Source organism: Marinicella gelatinilytica, assembly GCF_026410405.1.
GTDB classification, from domain to species: domain Bacteria; phylum Pseudomonadota; class Gammaproteobacteria; order Xanthomonadales; family Marinicellaceae; genus Marinicella; species Marinicella gelatinilytica.
On record NZ_JAPMLN010000006.1, the window covers coordinates 131,753 to 149,525 of the forward strand.

Annotated in this window: 17 protein-coding genes; 7 read left to right on the forward strand and 10 right to left on the reverse strand. The window is 42.4% G+C overall.

Features of this window, described 5'->3' with window-relative positions; genetic code table 11:
* Window positions 1-58 precede the first annotated feature (58 nt).
* Together tdh and kbl are read left to right on the forward strand one after the other, a co-directional pair.
* Window positions 59-1,081: an L-threonine 3-dehydrogenase gene (gene tdh, locus OS173_RS05740; protein ID WP_267183310.1), complete on the forward strand. Its 1,023-nt coding sequence runs from the start codon at window positions 59-61 to the stop codon at window positions 1,079-1,081.
* A 1-nt stretch (window position 1,082) separates the two neighbouring features.
* Window positions 1,083-2,252, forward strand: coding sequence for a glycine C-acetyltransferase (gene kbl / locus OS173_RS05745; RefSeq protein WP_267183311.1), 1,170 nt, complete (start codon window positions 1,083-1,085; stop codon window positions 2,250-2,252).
* Between the two features lie 59 nt (window positions 2,253-2,311).
* Here kbl and OS173_RS05750 read toward each other — a convergent pair whose 3' ends face one another.
* From OS173_RS05750 to OS173_RS05780, 7 genes are all read right to left on the reverse strand, one after another.
* Complete coding sequence (locus OS173_RS05750) at window positions 2,312-3,598, reverse strand: DUF1501 domain-containing protein (protein WP_267183312.1); 1,287 nt, start codon at window positions 3,596-3,598, stop codon at window positions 2,312-2,314.
* Between the two features lie 10 nt (window positions 3,599-3,608).
* Window positions 3,609-5,435 (reverse strand): DUF1800 domain-containing protein, encoded by a 1,827-nt coding sequence (locus tag OS173_RS05755; RefSeq protein ID WP_267183313.1) that lies wholly within the window; start codon window positions 5,433-5,435, stop codon window positions 3,609-3,611.
* 122 nt (window positions 5,436-5,557) lie between these two features.
* Window positions 5,558-5,944 (reverse strand): DUF423 domain-containing protein, encoded by a 387-nt coding sequence (locus OS173_RS05760; protein ID WP_267183314.1) that lies wholly within the window; start codon window positions 5,942-5,944, stop codon window positions 5,558-5,560.
* Window positions 5,941-6,945, reverse strand: coding sequence for a DUF4340 domain-containing protein (locus OS173_RS05765; RefSeq protein WP_267183315.1), 1,005 nt, complete (start codon window positions 6,943-6,945; stop codon window positions 5,941-5,943). Before OS173_RS05765 ends, OS173_RS05760 begins: the two co-directional genes overlap by 4 nt.
* Window positions 6,945-8,789 (reverse strand): GldG family protein, encoded by a 1,845-nt coding sequence (locus OS173_RS05770; protein WP_267183316.1) that lies wholly within the window; start codon window positions 8,787-8,789, stop codon window positions 6,945-6,947. Before OS173_RS05770 ends, OS173_RS05765 begins: the two co-directional genes overlap by 1 nt.
* Window positions 8,790-8,791: 2 nt before the next feature.
* Window positions 8,792-9,526, reverse strand: coding sequence for an ABC transporter permease (locus OS173_RS05775; RefSeq protein WP_267183317.1), 735 nt, complete (start codon window positions 9,524-9,526; stop codon window positions 8,792-8,794).
* Window positions 9,523-10,464, reverse strand: coding sequence for an ABC transporter ATP-binding protein (locus OS173_RS05780; protein ID WP_267183318.1), 942 nt, complete (start codon window positions 10,462-10,464; stop codon window positions 9,523-9,525). The genes OS173_RS05775 and OS173_RS05780 overlap by 4 nt, the downstream gene beginning before the upstream one ends.
* A 127-nt stretch (window positions 10,465-10,591) precedes the next feature.
* Here OS173_RS05780 and OS173_RS05785 point away from each other — a divergent pair, with 127 nt between their 5' ends.
* Window positions 10,592-11,614, forward strand: a complete 1,023-nt coding sequence (locus OS173_RS05785) for a M14 family metallopeptidase (protein WP_267183319.1) — start codon at window positions 10,592-10,594, stop codon at window positions 11,612-11,614.
* An 8-nt stretch (window positions 11,615-11,622) separates the two neighbouring features.
* Complete coding sequence (locus OS173_RS05790; RefSeq protein WP_267183320.1) at window positions 11,623-12,393, forward strand: SDR family NAD(P)-dependent oxidoreductase; 771 nt, start codon at window positions 11,623-11,625, stop codon at window positions 12,391-12,393.
* Window positions 12,394-12,410: 17 nt separating this feature from the next.
* Here OS173_RS05790 and OS173_RS05795 read toward each other — a convergent pair whose 3' ends face one another.
* Window positions 12,411-12,782, reverse strand: coding sequence for a YbaN family protein (locus OS173_RS05795; protein ID WP_267183321.1), 372 nt, complete (start codon window positions 12,780-12,782; stop codon window positions 12,411-12,413).
* Window positions 12,783-12,924: 142 nt separating this feature from the next.
* Between OS173_RS05795 and OS173_RS05800 the strand changes: the two genes are divergently transcribed.
* Window positions 12,925-14,049 carry an NnrS family protein gene (locus tag OS173_RS05800; RefSeq protein WP_267183322.1) on the forward strand — a complete coding sequence of 375 codons (1,125 nt, stop codon included), beginning with the start codon at window positions 12,925-12,927 and terminating at the stop codon, window positions 14,047-14,049.
* Here OS173_RS05800 and OS173_RS05805 read toward each other — a convergent pair.
* Window positions 14,033-14,866 carry a CvfB family protein gene (locus tag OS173_RS05805; RefSeq protein ID WP_267183323.1) on the reverse strand — a complete coding sequence of 278 codons (834 nt, stop codon included), beginning with the start codon at window positions 14,864-14,866 and terminating at the stop codon, window positions 14,033-14,035. The two genes, OS173_RS05800 and OS173_RS05805, sit on opposite strands and share 17 nt — an antisense overlap.
* Window positions 14,859-15,947 (reverse strand): 3-phosphoserine/phosphohydroxythreonine transaminase, encoded by a 1,089-nt coding sequence (serC, locus tag OS173_RS05810; RefSeq protein WP_267183324.1) that lies wholly within the window; start codon window positions 15,945-15,947, stop codon window positions 14,859-14,861. The genes OS173_RS05805 and serC overlap by 8 nt, the downstream gene beginning before the upstream one ends.
* Window positions 15,948-16,086: 139 nt before the next feature.
* Here serC and OS173_RS05815 point away from each other — a divergent pair, with 139 nt between their 5' ends.
* Together OS173_RS05815 and OS173_RS05820 are read left to right on the forward strand one after the other, a co-directional pair.
* The gene (locus OS173_RS05815) at window positions 16,087-17,316 is read left to right on the forward strand and encodes a threonine/serine exporter family protein (RefSeq protein WP_267183325.1); all 1,230 of its coding nucleotides are present in this window, start codon (window positions 16,087-16,089) and stop codon (window positions 17,314-17,316) included.
* Window positions 17,316-17,690, forward strand: coding sequence for an RNA-binding S4 domain-containing protein (locus OS173_RS05820; RefSeq protein ID WP_267183326.1), 375 nt, complete (start codon window positions 17,316-17,318; stop codon window positions 17,688-17,690). The genes OS173_RS05815 and OS173_RS05820 overlap by 1 nt, the downstream gene beginning before the upstream one ends.
* The last annotated feature ends 83 nt before the right edge of the window (window positions 17,691-17,773 follow it).

Here is a 17,773-nt window from a genome sequence, read left to right on the forward strand (position 1 = left end):
AGCCGCCTTAATTCAAGGCATTATTTAAACTCACACATTTTCACGCACGGTGACATTTATGAAAGCATTGGTTAAAAAATCTCCCGAAAAAGGTATTTGGATGCAGGATGTGGCTAAACCAGAAATCGGTCATAATGACGTACTCATTAAAGTTGAAAAAACTGCGATTTGTGGTACCGATTTACATATTTATAATTGGGACAAATGGTCCGCAAAAAACATTAAAACACCCTTAGTCATTGGTCACGAATTTGTTGGGCATATTGTCGAGATGGGGGTTGAGGTAAATGGTTATGAAATCGGCCAACGTGTCAGTGCCGAAGGCCATATTGTATGTGGCGTGTGTCGAAACTGTCGAGCGGGAACCCAACATTTATGCCCAAACACCCAAGGTATTGGCGTAAATCGGGATGGTGCCTTTGCTGAATATGTATCTATACCCGCACAAAACTTGTGGCCGGTACCCGATGCCATTCCTTCCAATTTAGCCGCTTTTTTTGATCCATTTGGTAATGCTGCTCATTGTGCCTTGGAATATGATATGGTGGGCGAAGATGTGCTCATCACTGGTGCAGGTCCCATCGGTATTATCGCCACCGGCATTTGCAACCATGTCGGTGCCCGCAATGTTATTGTTACTGACGTCAATGATTACCGACTTGATTTAGCTAAAAAAATGGGCGCCACCAGAACTGTTAATGTCAGTCGCGAAAAATTAAGCGACGTGATGCGTGAAGCAAGAATTACCGGTTTTGATTTAGGTATGGAAATGTCCGGCAACCCCAATGCTTTTAATGACATGCTTGAAAACATGTATAACGGCGGTAAAGTCACCCTGCTCGGCATGTTACCGGATGAAACGCAAATTAATTGGGATAACATTATTTTTAAAGGTTTATCTGTGAAAGGTGTAACCGGTCGAAAAATGTACGAAACCTGGTACAAAATGACACAAATGCTTCTCTCTGGATTTCCCTTAAAGAACGTTCTCACTCATGAAATATCAATTGACGACTTTCAACATGGTTTTGATTTAATGGCCTCGGGTCAATGTGGCAAAGTCGTCTGCAGCTGGAGTTAATATGAAAGAATATCAAAAAGTTATCGATCAAATTAAGGCTGACGGTCTTTATAAAAAAGAACGCGTTATTGTCAGCCCACAATCAGCACACATTGAATTACCGGACGGTCAAAAAGTCCTCAATTTTTGTGCTAATAATTACTTAGGTTTAGCCGACCATCCGGCAGTTATTCAAGCCGCTAAAAGAGCTTTGGACACCCATGGTTTTGGCTTAGCATCAGTACGATTTATCTGCGGAACCCAAGACTTACACAAAGAATTAGAACACAAAATAAGTGAATTTTTTGGCACTGAAGACACCATTCTTTACTCATCATGCTTTGCTGCCAATGGTGGTTTATTTGAAACCATTTTAGATGCCAATGATGCCGTTATCAGTGACCAGCTTAATCATGCTTCAATTATAGATGGCATCCGTCTATGCAAAGCGCAACGTCACCGTTATCCAAATCGCGACTTGGTCGCTTTAGAAGATATTCTTAAACAGACCCAGGATTGTGAACGTCGCATGATTGTCACAGACGGTGTATTTTCCATGGATGGTACCATTGCACCTTTAAAAGCCATCACAGATTTAGCTGAAAAATATAACGCCATGCTGGTGGTGGATGATTCCCATGCCACCGGTTTTGTTGGTAAAACCGGCCGTGGCTCAGCAGAGTTAGAAGGTGTCATGGATAAAGTCGATATATTTACGTCAACTTTGGGTAAAGCCTTAGGTGGTGCCGCCGGTGGTTTTACCACCGGTAAAAAAGAAGTGGTTGAACTACTCAGACAACGCTCGCGACCTTATTTATTTTCAAACTCTTTGCCGCCAACCCTGGTAGCTGCAAGTATTGAGGTACTTGATTTAATTAACAATTCCCGCGAATTGATTGACAAGTTAAAAACAAATACCGAGTATTTCCGTAACAAGGTAGCCGAACTGGGCTTTACAGTGGCCGGAGACAACCACCCCATAGTACCCATCATGCTCGGTGATGCCCGCTTAGCTTCTGAGATGGCTGATCGGTTATTAGAGCTTGGTGTTTACTGCATTGGCTTTAGTTTTCCAGTGGTGCCCAAAGGTGAGGCGCGTATTCGATTACAAATCTCAGCAGACCACTCACAAAATGATTTGGATTTAGCCTTAAACGCGTTTGCGACGGTTAAAAAAGAATTTCTGGATTAAGTCTTTATTTTAATAAGCCGGGATCAACTTAACATCTCGGCTTATTTATTCACCGTTTTTTATGTGTCAAAGCCATTAGCAAAAATAAGGTCACTGGACACAAAATTCATCGATTGATGACCTGAATACCCCGGAAAAACCTGGTCTAAATGCGGATTCCCCAAAACTTCTTTAACAATTGTACCCAACACCTGTCGATAGTCCACTTCCGGCGAAACATCCTCACCCTGAAATAATTCCGACTGTTCTAAGCCTACAAATTGGCCATACATTTGACCGCCGTTCACGCGACCTCCAATGACTATCATCACATTACCCGAACCATGGTCTGTGCCACTGTTAGAACCACCATTTTGCTTGGCACGACGACCAAATTCGCTGTGGATAACAATGGTGACCTGTTGACCCAGACCGGAGCCTTTTAAATCTTGCCATAAGGCGGTCACGGCATTGGATAAATAACCGACCCGATCAGCAAACGTACCGACACCACCATCACCTTGACGGTCATGGGTGTCCCAACCACCCAATTCAGCGGTGGCGACATTGACATTAAGATCTTCTTTGATCAACTGGGCAATCAGCTGTAACTGATCGCCAAAACTGTTATCCGGATAAATGACACCACCACCAGGTTGGTAATTATTTAAATCCAGCTGATGTAATATTTGTAACGTATCCATGGCACCGTTCACCGCCTGATCCATGGCTGATGTGCCTGCGTACATACCGCTGATGGCCGCTACATGCTGATCTTCATAACTGCCTGGATTCGGATGGTAGCCACTGACTTGATCGACCGTTAAGGCATTAAAATAATCTTGCAAGCTCAAAGGTTTAGAACCACTGGAGACCAACACCGGAATAACTTCAGCACCGGTGATTTGCGGCGAACTTTGTAAATGCCGAGTCAACCAGCCATCCGCTGTGAAGGTGTTCCCCGGAGTGCCGAGCTCTGTGGCTTTTGTGGCATCAAAATGACTGCGGGTAACCAATGGTTTTGGTAAACCAGTGCCGTGAATAATGGCCAAATCACCATCCAGATACATATCCCGAAAACCGGTGGCCGCCGGATGAAAGCCAAAAGCCTCGCCCAAATCCAACATTTTATTGCTGCCTGTTTTAGGTACTTGTAAATCAGGCCGCAGAATGTCATATTCAATCCAATTATTACCGGAATATGGCGGCACCAAATTAAGACCATCCAGTCCACCACGCATAAATAAATCTATCACGATGGGTTGGCTTGATGACCTTAAGCCATTGGCTCGGCTAATTTTGACGCCTGATAAGCCGGCCAGCAAAGCAGAAGATTGTAAAAATTTTCGTCGATTCATAGAACTCATGGTCAATCTCCTATCGTTGCATAAAATAAGGTGAGGCAATCATTAACTTCACCGCACCACGTAGCCTGGTGCCCCAATAATAGGGCCATTTATTCTCAAATAACTGATCCTTTTCAATAAAATTACTACGCGGCCATTGCGGATAGGCCAGATCTGACGGTCGACTTAAAAAGAACGTCATAATGGATTCAAACACCGGGTCACCGGTCCAGCCACCTGTGGGTGTCTGATCGAATATCCGCGACATCCAAAAAGACAAGATATTATCAGGTAATAATTGAGTTTGAGGTAGATTTTGAAAATGTTGAATAACATAAGGCAATATGGGCAACAAAGGATCCGGTGTGTTGCCGGAACTGTCATGATCAATCAACCAGTCCACGGTCTTCCAGGTTTGCACCAAAGCCGTCGAGTTCATCCAAAAAGCTGAATCCGTCGGGTATCCATCCGGTGGCCGCCAATCATAAGGAAAATGTCCCGTATCATCCATACGATAACCAAAGCTGTTGCTGTCGCCATCATCCGGTTGAATGGTGAAATCAGCATCACAAGCCCGCATCGCCGAGACCACAACATCAAAAGGCCGCTTCACTTTGCTTTGCCAATACTGCGGATCACTAAACGCAGCATGATTAAACAAGGCTTTAAACACCAGTTCCAATTGATTGGCTGCGGCGCGATTGTCATGAAACACGGCTGCCACATCATCGATGACCTGCTGTGGCGGGTTATCACTGATAAATGCACGCGCCAATTTGCCGGCAATGTGTTTACCAGTGCCGGGATGATAAGCCAACATTTCCATAACTTTAAGGCCATCATCTTCTCCTTTATTGGCTGGAAAATTCTGATAGCCTCCACTTAATACAGCTTTGGCAAAATTGTCATGTCGGCCATTGTCATAGTAAAACTCACCGGTGTCACCAAGAGAGCTGGAATCATTGACCCGCCAACCGGTTAAACACCGAGCCGTTTCATAGACATCATTATCAACATAAAATTTTTGAATCATGCCATCACCCGGCCAGGCACCACCAGATTCATCGACAAATATCTTTGGCACATCGCCGGGCTGTGCCAACCCATAATAATTCTCTACACCAAGGGTATGCAGTTCAATCATTTCCCGACCATAATTCTCATTCGAATCACCATCGAAATTATTATGATTATCTAAGTAATACAACATCGCCGGATGCCGCGCAGTGGCAATGAGAAAATCCTTAAAATTACCGAGCATATGGGTCCTAATCACATCTCGGTCCCAACTGCTCCATACCGAACGGGCATAATAATCATAGCCATAAATATTAAAATGATCATGCCAAAATTCTGCAATCCGCTCACGCAAAGGAAATAATGAATAAGTTGAGCGTAAAAACTTTAACCGCATATGCTCATAAATAGGTCGGCTGGAACTGGTCTGATCATTGATATCAATATGATAATCAACCCACAACTGGTTCAATGTTTTATTTAAGGTTTCATAGGTACCGGCTTGATTGATTCGTTGATTAACTTCGACATCATTACCACCGGCTAATTGTTGATTCACGAACTGACTTAAGCGATTGGCATCATTGCTACCCAATCCTTGAAAGAAGTTTTCATCCATAAATCCCGGAGTAATGCCATAACCTAAACGATTTAACACCATACCGGCAAAAGTCTGTGCCGGTAAAGGCGCTGCTTTTAAGGTGGCTGATGGTTTTTTTGGGGGCTTTAAAGGAGTATAAGTCTTAGCCGCTGTCAGTGGTGTAAATGGCAGGGCTGTTAATAAACCGGCTGTTGACAATCCTGTCACTAAACGACGACGACTTGAACGATGGTCTTTCATGGTTATTTTCTCTCATGGCATCGTTATAGTTTAGCCCGGGATCGTTTAAGAAATGTGACCAAGCACCCAAATGATGAGGTATATTTAGTTATTTTGAGGTTCCACAGCAAAATATTTAATGATTACTCTGGTTTAAACAACTGTCTAAAGCCATGAATAACCACGTTTAGCCAGCCAAGAATCAGTAAACTGCCACCAAACGGTGTTATCCAGGAAAACCAAGTCTTACCGACAAAAATCAGCAGATATAATCCGCCACAAAATAAAAGGATGCCCAAACTAATGGCCAGTGCAGCTGCACGGAGCCAGAAACCATGGTGAAGTTGAGTCGCCACCCAAATTAATAATAAAGCATGAATTAGCTGATAAATGAAAGCATGCTGAAATAAAGCATAAGAATTGCTGCCGCTATTAAGTCCTAACGCATGTTGACCCAAAGCACCGAATACCACGGCAGTCAGCCCATAAAATGCCGCCAAAATAATATATCTTGAAGTGATTTTAGTCATGCCGCCGGTTTCGTCTCCATGGACTTCACGACACCATCTGGTGGTGTTGGCGTGATTGATTCAGCGTCATCAGTCTGTGTCTTTAACAATGCGGCTCTATTCATTTGCAATGTTGCTAATTTATAATTTGGCACAGTAAATTGCCAATCATCATAGGCACCCGGTTGTTGGGTATCACTCAATTTAATAAAAGTATTGCCGGCTTCCTGATAAACTGTAATCGTAACCTGGCGGCCTTGTTCTAAACCAAATACCAACTTTTGCATGGGCTGTTCTGTCAAATTTTTGTTTTTAATCGCCTGTTCAATTCTGAAACCCGACAACGCAGCTGCTAACTTTTGTATGTTGTCTTGATTAAGTTCTTCATTATTATTTAAGTCATTTTCTGCACGCTGCCACTGACCGGTTTCGGCGTTTTTAATGAGGCGCAAGCCATCATCAGCGATTAATTCTATGGCTTGAACCTGATTTTCGGGAATATCAAAAACCAACGTTAATAGCCAAACATCTTCGCTTGACTGTAAATCAACAAGACCAGAAGCCAACCAGGATTGGTTGTTATCAAAATAACGTACAAATCGCGTGCCGACCATGGCGCCGTTTTGGCCTAAAATCACATCTGATAAAAGTTGATTATTTTGAAAGAGCCTAACTCGCAAGTCATCTTCTGTTAAAGATAAATCACTAAAATTTGCGGGATTGGCGGTTTTAGATTCTATGAGCCTGGCAGCTTTTAATGCCTGTACCCATTTAAACAAAGAATCCATACGGGCATAAAATCCACCATTTAGATACCAGCTCTCTTCAACTTTCCGCATATCAAATTGTTTTTCACCCTGACTAACCAAAACCCGAGTCAGATGACTCAAGTCAGATTCACTGGTATTTAAAGACTGAATAAACACATTATTTTCAGTGCCATTGCCTTCATTATGATAAAGATAATAAACCAAACCAGCCACCACAATCAATAAACCCAACAATGTTTTACTTGCTGCCATTATTTATACTCCTTTCGGTGACGGCGAAAAACAGAAAACAATACCACCACAAATGTAATGAGCATTGGAATTAAGGCAATATTTATGAATTTTATGCGATTACCCAACGCTTCGATGTCTTTATTTAAGTTTCTTTTAACCTCTCGTAAACTTTTACGCACTTCAAGTTTTCGTTGTTTAAAACGGTCTATCTCTTGTTGTTGCGCATCGCTTATGATGAGCTGGCTTTCTGTGCCTTTGGCCTGTTGCAATTCATTAAGTTTAGCTTCAGTTTCCCTTAACTGTTGGCGAAGCTTATTCTCGGTTTCACGGTATTTTTTCTCACTGGCCCGTTGTATAGACAAGACTTTATCGAAGGGTCGGTGCGAGGTACCGCGGGAACGCACCTTAATTAAATCTTCACTACCGGATAAATTATCCGCTAAATTATTCACAAAATAGCCGTTATCGGCAAAAGGCGAAAACACACTTCGTCCAAAAAAATTCTGGGATTGTACCCATAATCGATCATACAACATATCCACATCTGCCACCAATATGATACGCGGCTCTGCTTGTTGCTTAATGATCTCATCAGTTGACGTGTTTTCATATCCATCAGTAAAAGCACTCTCAACGATGCCGTTTATCCGTGCGGCAATCACATAGGTTTGCTCATCGGCTTTAAACTGCTGGAACAAGGCCGCAGGATTAAACAACATATTAATTGCGTCTACTTGGGTGATTGTAGAATCAGGATTACTGGTAATCAAAGGTAATAAGCGGCCTTCTTCAGCCGTAAAATAGCCTGCTAAAGCCGTATGAATCTTAGACAAATCAAAATTAACAATGTCATCACTTAAATTACTGTCATTCCAGGCATTAATGCCTAAGTGACGTATGGTTTGTCCTTGCGAAGACTGTATACTTAGTGCAGACTTGTTATCCAAAACCACTTTTGTCGGATCGTATTCAACCGCCCACGCATTAAACAGTTTCTCCATATTTGATGAACGATCTGCTTGAAACTGCGCCATCGGATTTTGAGGGTCTGAAGCGACCTCTTGTGTTTGATTCATGGGGTCAACAAAAACCAATAACCGTCCACCCTTCATCACATGCTGATCAATCGCAAACAAAGCACTGTCCGACAAATTTTGTGGATGTATGACCACCAACAAATCAATGTCGGTTAACAGCGGTTGTTCGATGGCAACGGCTTTCACAGTGTACATGTCTTTTAGTTGTGTAAAGATAATTTGTTCCTGAGTCGGGGCTGCTGCATTTTCAGCAACGCCAGCAATCATCAGCTCATTTGTCATCACCCCAATCACCGGCTTTTTCGGATTATTGAGATTATAAATCAGTTCTGCTAAATCATATTCTAAATAGGGTTCTCGCTCAGGTTGTAGGAATGGAATCACCTCAACATCATCCAGAGCATTGGTGGCAGCAATACCAAAAAACACATTTTCACCACCCTCTCCGACCGGCAATGCCTGTAAACCAAATTGTGAAGCCAGATCTTCTTCCTCTGAAAAAGAGACCGGGTCAATAATGGTTAACTTCAATTTTTGACCACCAAATCGTGCCAGCTCCTCCAGAAAATCTTTAACCCGTTGAAAATAAGTGCGCAACATCGGTAAGTCCTGTGTTGCCTGATCTGAAAAGAATAATCTCACATGGACTTGTTCGTCGATATTGTTCAAAATATTTTTACTGCCTTGATTTATGGTAAAAACATTGTTCTCTGTCAAATCAAGGCGTAACCTAGAAAACCAACCGCTTTCGCTGATAATAACTGAAGACAGCAAAAAAATAACGGCTAAGATAAATAGTTGTAAACGATGACCGGCTTTTTTCATGCTTAATCTCCTTTTTTCATTTCTAGTACCACAGCAGTGGCGTATAACCAAACACCAATGGTCAAGGCAAAATAACTGAAATCACCCAAATCAAGCACACCTTTTGTAATGGAAGCATAATGGGTTAGAAAACTGGTTGAAGCAATAACATCCACCATAAATTGCGGTAAGAACAAATTGAAGAATGCCAGAACCATAGGAAATCCAGACAATAAAAACAAGAAACAGATAACAACCGTTAAGATAAAAGCAATCACTTGATTTTTTGTGGCCGCTGACAAACAACTACCAATGGCCAAAAAACCACCTGCCAATAAGAATGAACCTAAATAACTGGCGACGATGACACCATTATCAGGGTCACCTAAATAGTTAATGGATACCACCACAGGAAAAGTCAACACAAGCGCTATACCAACAAATAACCAAGCCGCTAAAAACTTACCTATTACCCACGCTAAACGCTTAACCGGTAAAGTCATTAACAACTCAATGTTACCCTGATTGCGCTCTTCTGACCAAAGCCGCATCGCCACTGCCGGCACCAAGAATAAATAAAGCCAGGGATGATAATTAAAAAAAGGCAAAAGATCTGCTTGGCCGCGTTCATATAAGTGACCAAAATAGAAAGCAAACACCCCACTCATGACTAAGAAAATAACGATAAAAACATACGCAATCGGGGTGGCAAAGTAACTGTGTAATTCTCTTCTGACAATGGCACTGATGTGATTCATCGATGAACCTCCTTGTTTTGTACCGGCTTGGTAATGTTTCTAAACACTTCATCCAAGCGACCTGCTTCCATTTTTAAACTGGTAACCTGTATGCCTTCTTGCTTTAACAAGCTGCTAATTTCATCAAATATAAATAAACCCTGGGTTGGAAACACTGTGGTCTCTTTTAATCTGGCACTATAAGTAACATCACGAACACAATCCATATTCTTGATTTTATTCAGTAAAATAGTATCCAAATCAGCCACAAAGCTGACTGCATGGTGATAACGGGACATGACTTCCATTTCATTGGGTGTACTGTCAGCAACAATTACACCATTGGCAATTATGATGGCACGATCACAGACGGCATGCACTTCTTCCAGAATATGGGTTGATAACACAATGGTTTTATTTTTCGACATGGTGGTGATGAGTTCTCGTACCTGGTGTTTCTGATTAGGGTCTAATCCATCTGTGGGTTCATCCATAATTAACACCTCAGGATCGTGAATAATGGCCTGAGCCAATCCCACACGACGTTTGAAACCTTTTGATAAGGTATCAATTTTTTGATAATAAACATGATTTAAATTTAATCGGGCAACCACAGAATCAACAGCACTTTGTTGACTAGACGCTGGAATATTACGCATTCGGGCAATGAATTGTAAAAATGAACCCACATTCATTTCCTGGTAGCTGGGAGCACCTTCAGGTAAATAGCCTATTTTATTTTTGACGGCTAAGGGGTCTTCTGCTAAATCGATACCACACACTTTGATTTGACCACTAGTGGCAGGTAAATAACCGGTGATCATTTTCATGGTTGTCGATTTTCCGGCGCCATTAGGCCCCAAAAATCCCAACACTTGGCCTTGCTGTGCTGTGAAGCTTAAATCATCAACAGCTTTAACCGGACCAAAGTGTTTACTTAAATGAGAACATTCAATCATGATTATGCTTTATCGTCACAAAGGGTTTAGATTTTCAACGCCCCGATAAAATAAATCAAGACGGGGGTTCCATTTTTTTCATTGAAGTTGTACCTTATCCGCTTTATTTTATTTTAGACGAGGGTTCATGCCACCGATGTTGTCACAATTACCCGCTGGGATTTTGGACGTTGAGGCCGATCAGTTATATCAATTTGTCGATGATCTGACACTGGTACAATTAGAAGGTCGAATTAAACGGCCCATTTTTATTTCAATTTTACAACACGGCAATGAAATTACCGGCTGGCAAGCCTTGCGCACTTATCTAAAGCAACACCTGTCTAAATTACCCAGAACCCTCATTATTTTGTTCGGCAATATACAAGCGGCTAAACACAACCTACGTCAATTAGCAGAAGGTGTCGATTTCAACCGATGTTGGCCAGGTGTTCGGCCCAATCATCATCCGGTGGCCAAAAAAATGGCGGACATAACCCATTTTATTCGACAACAACAGCCTTTGGCCTGTGTCGACATACATAATAACACCGGACGGAACCCGCATTACGCCGGTATTAATGCCGTAAAAAAAGAACACATTAATCTGGCATCTTTGTTTTCACAAACCATTATTCATATCACCAGTCCGGACGGCATCCAGTCAGCTGCGTTGGCGGAATTTAGTCCCGCCATCACCATTGAGTGTGGTATGAGCGGAACCGCTGACGGTATTGAACAAACCCTCACTTTTTTACAGAACTTATGCCAGCTGTCTGACTTAAACCAAATGCCCGGTATCAGCGAACAACAACAGGTCATGAATATCTTTGCCGTTGTCAAAGTGCGCCCAGAAGTCAGCATCGCCATCGTCGGCGAACAACAAGACGCAGACTTTGAAATTCTTGATGATTTGGATTATCATAATTTCCATCAACTGGATGTGGGCACTGTATTTGGACATTTAAAAGAAACCTCTACTGTCTTACCAGTACAAGTAACAGATCCCATGGGACATGACATCACTGATCAATATTTCAGCATAGAGTCACAAAAGTTGGTGCTGCGCAAATCTGTGGTGCCGGCGATGATTACCTTAAGCATTCAAGCCATTCGTCTTGATTGCTTGTGTTATCTGATGCGTCCTTTAAAACAAACTTTAAACAAATAACAGCAATTATGAAATTAAACCAAGTTAAAGCATTGATAACCGGTGGCGCTTCTGGTCTCGGACTGGCCTGCGCTCAACATATTATTAACGCCGGTGGTCAAGCCACCTTAATTGATATCAACGAAGATATCGGCCAATCACAGCAACAACAACTTCATGCAGAACGCGCCTTTTTTGTGGCTGCTGATGTCAGTAACGAAAGTGCCATTGAACAAGCCTGCCAACAAGCCCATGATTATATGGATGGCTTAAACGTGGTGATTAATTGTGCCGGTGTTCTGGCTGCAGGTCGGGTATTGGGACGTGAAGCACCCATGGCGCTCGATTATTTTAATAAAGCCATTCAAATTAACTTAGTCGGGAGTTTTAACGTCACTAAAGCCGCTGCCCAACTAATGCAAAATAACAAAGGTGATGACGATAACCAACGTGGCGTCATTATTAATACCGCATCTGTGGCTGCCTATGAAGGCCAAATTGGTCAAGCCGCTTACTCTGCATCAAAAGGCGGCATTGTTGGTATGACATTGCCTTTAGCAAGAGAATTTACCCGTTTTGGCATTCGCGTCATGACCATTGCACCAGGCGTGTTTTTAACCCCGATGGTGGCCGGTATGCCTGATGAGATTAAGAAAGCCTTAGGCGAGTCGGTACCCTTCCCTAAGCGTTTAGGAACACCGGCAGAGTTTGCACATACCGCCGCACATATCATTGAAAACACGTATCTGAACGGTTCAGTCATTCGTTTAGACGGTGCCATTCGCTTAGAGCCGAAGTAACCCGTCTTCAGCAATGACTATTTTGATGGCTTACTAAGAATGTAAGCCATCAAGCTGATAATTACCATAAATACAATCACTAATACTGTGGTAGAAGCCCCTCGATACCAAACAACCCCAAAACTCAATGACATCATCACACAGGCCAACACCTTTGCTGTTGTCGGAATCGCCCGGTGATCACGCCAATTTCGTAAAACAGGCCCTAAACGCGGATGGTTTTCTAACCAATTTGCCAACCGCGGAGAACATCGGCTGGCTGCCCATAACGCCACAATTAAAAACGGCGTTGTGGGTAATAATGGCAACACCACACCAATCAATCCCAACACCAATGCAAGCACTGCAATCAGCCAATAAAACCATTTTGCCTGAGGTAAAAGTTTCATACTTTTTTAGAAGAATTCCGAGTTAACCATTTGATGGGTATCAAGTTTTTGAGTTATATTCATAATTCAGGTCTGACAACAATGGAAAATGATTGATGAGCGGACTATTATACGAAATTAATGTCACACTGCCCATGAACCCATGCCGAAAAAGCCGCTCGCCATGAAAACCACCATCAAATCCCAGGATGTATTTTTCCCGACCGCCTGTCTGGCTGCCATCGGCTTATCATTGTTGTCACAAACAGCACGCATGGGACTAACCCCTTGGGCAGAAGGCTTAATTGGACTCGGCCACGCCCATGAACTGCTATTTGGTTTTGTGCTGGCACTTATTTGTGGATATACCTTAGGCAAAATACCGTTTATTAAAATGTGGCTGATGGTACTTGTTTGGCTGGCTGCCAGAATTGCTTTTCTAATTTGGCCTGGCTCTGTCATTGCTGAAGGTTTCAATATTGTATTCGCATTGTGGGTGGTGCGTCACATTGCACCCCGATATTTGGTGGCTAAAAAGTGGCGTAATAAGATAATTGCACCCTTGTTGGTGGCGTTATTTTGTTTTCCTTTGGGGTGGTTTTTATTAAGTTTATTAAACTGGCCTCTTACGCCGCAAGCGTTTATGCAAAGCTTACTGATTTTATTGATAATGTTAATGTCATTTATTTCTGGACGTATGTTAGCACCCGCTTTTGCTGGAGATTTACAGCAACAAAATTATATCCTCAAAGCCCGGGTGCAACCACGGATTGAAGCCGGGATACTTATAATTCCACCACTGGCATCGATGCTGTTATTTCAGTCAATGACTCAGACTGTATCTGCACTGTTGTTGGTGATGTTAGCCGGCCTATTAATGGTTCGTGTGTTGCGCTGGCAGTTTTGGCGTTGTTGGCGACGCAGTGATTTAATGGGTTTAACTTTGGGTTATTTTTGGTTAATGAGCGGAAGTTTACTATTGGCCTATTCTTTGGCTTTTGGGGGTTACCATCCAGGATTTATTCATGTCATAACAGTGGGTGCCATTGGCACCCTGTCTGCCATGGTCATACTCAAATACCTGATGCCAAAACGCCACTTTCCGGCACTTGTTTTTTACCCGCCGATGATATTGATTTTAACAGCCGTAATCACGCGTCTACTCGCTGATTACAGCACGGCCAGAACCCATTGGTTGGTTTTATCAGTCAGTGCATGGTCTCTGGCGTATTCGTGGATTTTAATACAATGGATTAGAACCAGGATCACAGCTATTCAACCAACTTAATCATGTCATCAGTAATAACAATTTTTCTTTGTTTATACAGTTTACCCAAAGCTTTTTTGTAACTGCCTTTACTGACATGCCACTTGGCTTTAATGGCTTCCGGGCTACTTTTATCAGTTAACGTGGATTTCCCGCCCTGTGTTTTTAAATCCGCATAAACCTGCTCTGCCAAATCCCCCAACTGTTCCTTATTGGGCAAATGAAGGGCCAGATTGATTTTACCTTCTGGACTAATTGATTTAACAAAACCTTTGCGTCGCTCACCAACACGCACTGTTTCATAGGCATCTTCCTGATGCAATAAACCTAAATACTGATTATTAATAACTGCTTTAAAACCCAAATCACTTTTTCCCCAAAAAAATAATTCAACCTGCTCACCACCCTTAAACGGACTGTTAATCTCCGGCAAAAACTTATTTAGCCGACTGCTGGCTGTGATGCGTTTTGACGCTTTATCTATATAAACATAAACACATTGTTTGTGACCCGGTTGTAATCGTCGTTTTTGTTCGCCAAAGGGTAATAACAAATCCTTGGGCAAGCCCCAATCTAAGAAAGCACCCATTTTATTGACATCGACAACCGTTAAAAAAGCACAATCACCTACTTGAACCAATGGTTTTTCAGTGGTCGCAATCGGCTGGTCATCGGTGTCCAGGTAAATAAACACCGAAATTGCGTCACCTTGCTGCATCGCATCGGTGACAAATTTTGCCGGTAAAAAAACCGTTTTACCTTGTTCACTCACCAGTTGCGCACCATTGGTGAGTTTGTCTTGAATGGTTAAACGATTGGTTTGGCCTATTTTAAGCATGTTGTTTCTCAAAGGTTTCCATAAATTCAATCAAGGCATCGATGGCTGCCATGGGAACCGCATTATAAATACTGGCACGCATACCGCCGACTGCTTTATGTCCTTTTAAAGCTTTTAAGCCTGCATCATTGCTATCAGCTAAAAACTGTTCATTCAGCTTATCATCGGCCAACCAAAACGGTACATTAACTTCCGAACGAATGGCGGAATCAACACGATTGCTATAAAAATCACTGTTATCAATAAAATCATACAGTTTATTGGCTTTAGCTTGATTTAACTGCTGCATCGTTTTAACACCCCCCTGCTGTTGATACCATTGCAACACCAAATACATCATATACCAAACAAAAGTGGGTGGTGTGTTATAAGCCGAGCCGTGTTGCTCAAAAGTGGCATAATCCATTAATGTCGGTATATTGTTTTGATGCTTGCCAAGCATATCTTTACGAATAATCACCAAGGTTAAACCGGCAATCCCTAAATTTTTCTGAGCACTGGCATAAATCATGGCAAAATCATCCACTTTTATTTCGCGAGTCATAATATCTGATGTCATATCACAACACAGTGGCAAACCGTTACTGTCCGGCAAGTGGTGCCATTGAATCCCTTCCAAAGTTTCATTGCTGGTGTAGTGAAAATAATCAGCTGAGGAATCAATGTCCTTAACACGGTAATCACCTAAGCTATGCTGTGGTTGATAAGGTGCAGTTGGTGGTTTATTGGTGGTTTTAACCTGCGAAAACTTTTGGGCTTCTTGATAGGCTAAAAAGCCCCAGTAACCATTCACATGATAAACCGTAGAACGATTAGGCGCCGACAAATTCATCGGCAGCATGGCATATTGTAATCGAGCGCCACCGGGAACCAATAAAATCGCATAATCATCGCTGATATTTAACAATGAACGTAACAATGACTCATTATCAGCCATTAAGGCTTTAAACTCAGGACTGCGGTGCGACACTTCCATCACAGAAGTACCTGTACCCCGCCAATCATCCAATTCATTTTTCAGTTGTTTTTTGACACCGGGAGGCAAAGCAGCCGGACCGGCTGAAAAGTTGTAAATTGACATACACCGCTAGATTATATTAAAGCTTGGATTGTAGCGGTTTTTAAGCAAAATCCAAGTAATAACCGCAATCTTTAAAACAGTGTTATTGGTGTTGTCACATTTCTGCGATAATATAACCCTTTAATTTATATCGTCTGTCATGGTTTCAGAAAAAAGGAAAATTCGCCAAAAACAAGCCACCATGCTATTGGATATCAGCAAGGCCATTGCCGAAGCAGGCACCCCGTCACATCGTTTAGAAACTTATATGCAAGTGATGCTTGAAAAATTCAATTTCAGTGGACAATTTGTGGCATTCCCAACAGCCATTATTGCCAGTATCGGTGAAAGTGAAGGCGGCCACCAACGCACTTACATGGTTAAAACTAAATTAGGCGACATTAACTTAGGCACTTTGCAAAGAATTAACAGCGTCATTAATGATTTGGAAAACAATGTCATTAATATAGACACAGCTTTAGAAACAATTCGCCACATCAAACATCAAGAGTCTGAATTTTCAGGCTGGCTTTATATTCTCGCTTACGGCATTGTTGGAGCCGGCTTTTCAACCCTATTCGCTGGTGGCTGGTTGGATGTGTTAGCGGCTTTTTGCTTGGGGCTGGTCACCGGTGGGATTGCCAGAACCGGCGATAAATTTTTCCACTTATCCCATGTGGTGGTGCCTTTTGCAGCCATGGTGGTCGGATTTCTGGCCATTATGATTCATCACTACACCAGTGGCATTAATTATGTCTTAGTCGCGCTCTCAGGATTAATCGTATTGATTCCGGGGTTAGGCATCACCATTGCCATGCGGGAATTATCCACTGACCACCTGGTTTCTGGCAGTGGTCGATTAGCAGGCGCCATTACGGTTTTGTTTTTATTATCTTTTGGCCTGGCTTTGGGTTATATGATTGGTCATAAACTCTTCGGCGATGAAGCCTTTACCCTATCTCCACCAACCCCTGACTGGTTTCGCTATTTAGCTATTGTCATCACTTCTTTGGCTTTTTCAGTAATTTTTAAAGCGCGATTAACTGATGTGTTTTGGATTTTCTTATCCATTGCTTTAGCCTATACTGGCTCTCAGCTGTTTAAACTATGGCTCGATCAACCTTTTATATCATTAGCCACAGCGGTCTTAATTGCCACTGCCGGCAACATTTATTCACGTATTACTGATAATCCAGCCTCATTGATGCAAATTCCCGGCATTATTCTATTGGTTCCTGGCAGCATGGGTTTTAATTCCTTAACCGCCATGTACACCCAAGACACCATCACCGGCGTTCAAGCCGCCTTCAGCGCCGCCCTGGTTGCCGTCGCCATCTCTGTTGGTCTACTCGCCGGCAATCTGTTTGTTCCACCGAAAAAGGATTTGTAATGGTTAGAATCGATAAATGGTTATGGGCAGCGCGGTTTTTCAAGACCCGTTCCCTGGCAAAAAAAAATGTTGAGCAAGGCAAAATAAAAGTCAATGGCCAACGCTGTAAACCAGCGAGAACCGTTGACATAGGTGATCAAATTAGTATTAAGAAGAGTCAAGCCAAGTGGGTGGTTGATGTGCTTGAATTATCTGAACAGCGCGGTCCTGCTAAAGTGGCACAAACACTTTACCAAGAGACCGCCGCAAGCCAAAAGGAACGCGAAGACCAGCAATTGCTTAACAAACTGGAATACCACTCAACACCCAAACCTGACGGCCGTCCTTCTAAAAAAGACCGGCGTGAAATTCAAAAATTTAAGAAAAAATTTTAAAAAGCCCTTTGCAAGCTTATCCAGCTTAACATAGCAGCAAGACATGCCTTGTCGTTATTAAGGTATTTAGATGAAAATTCTCA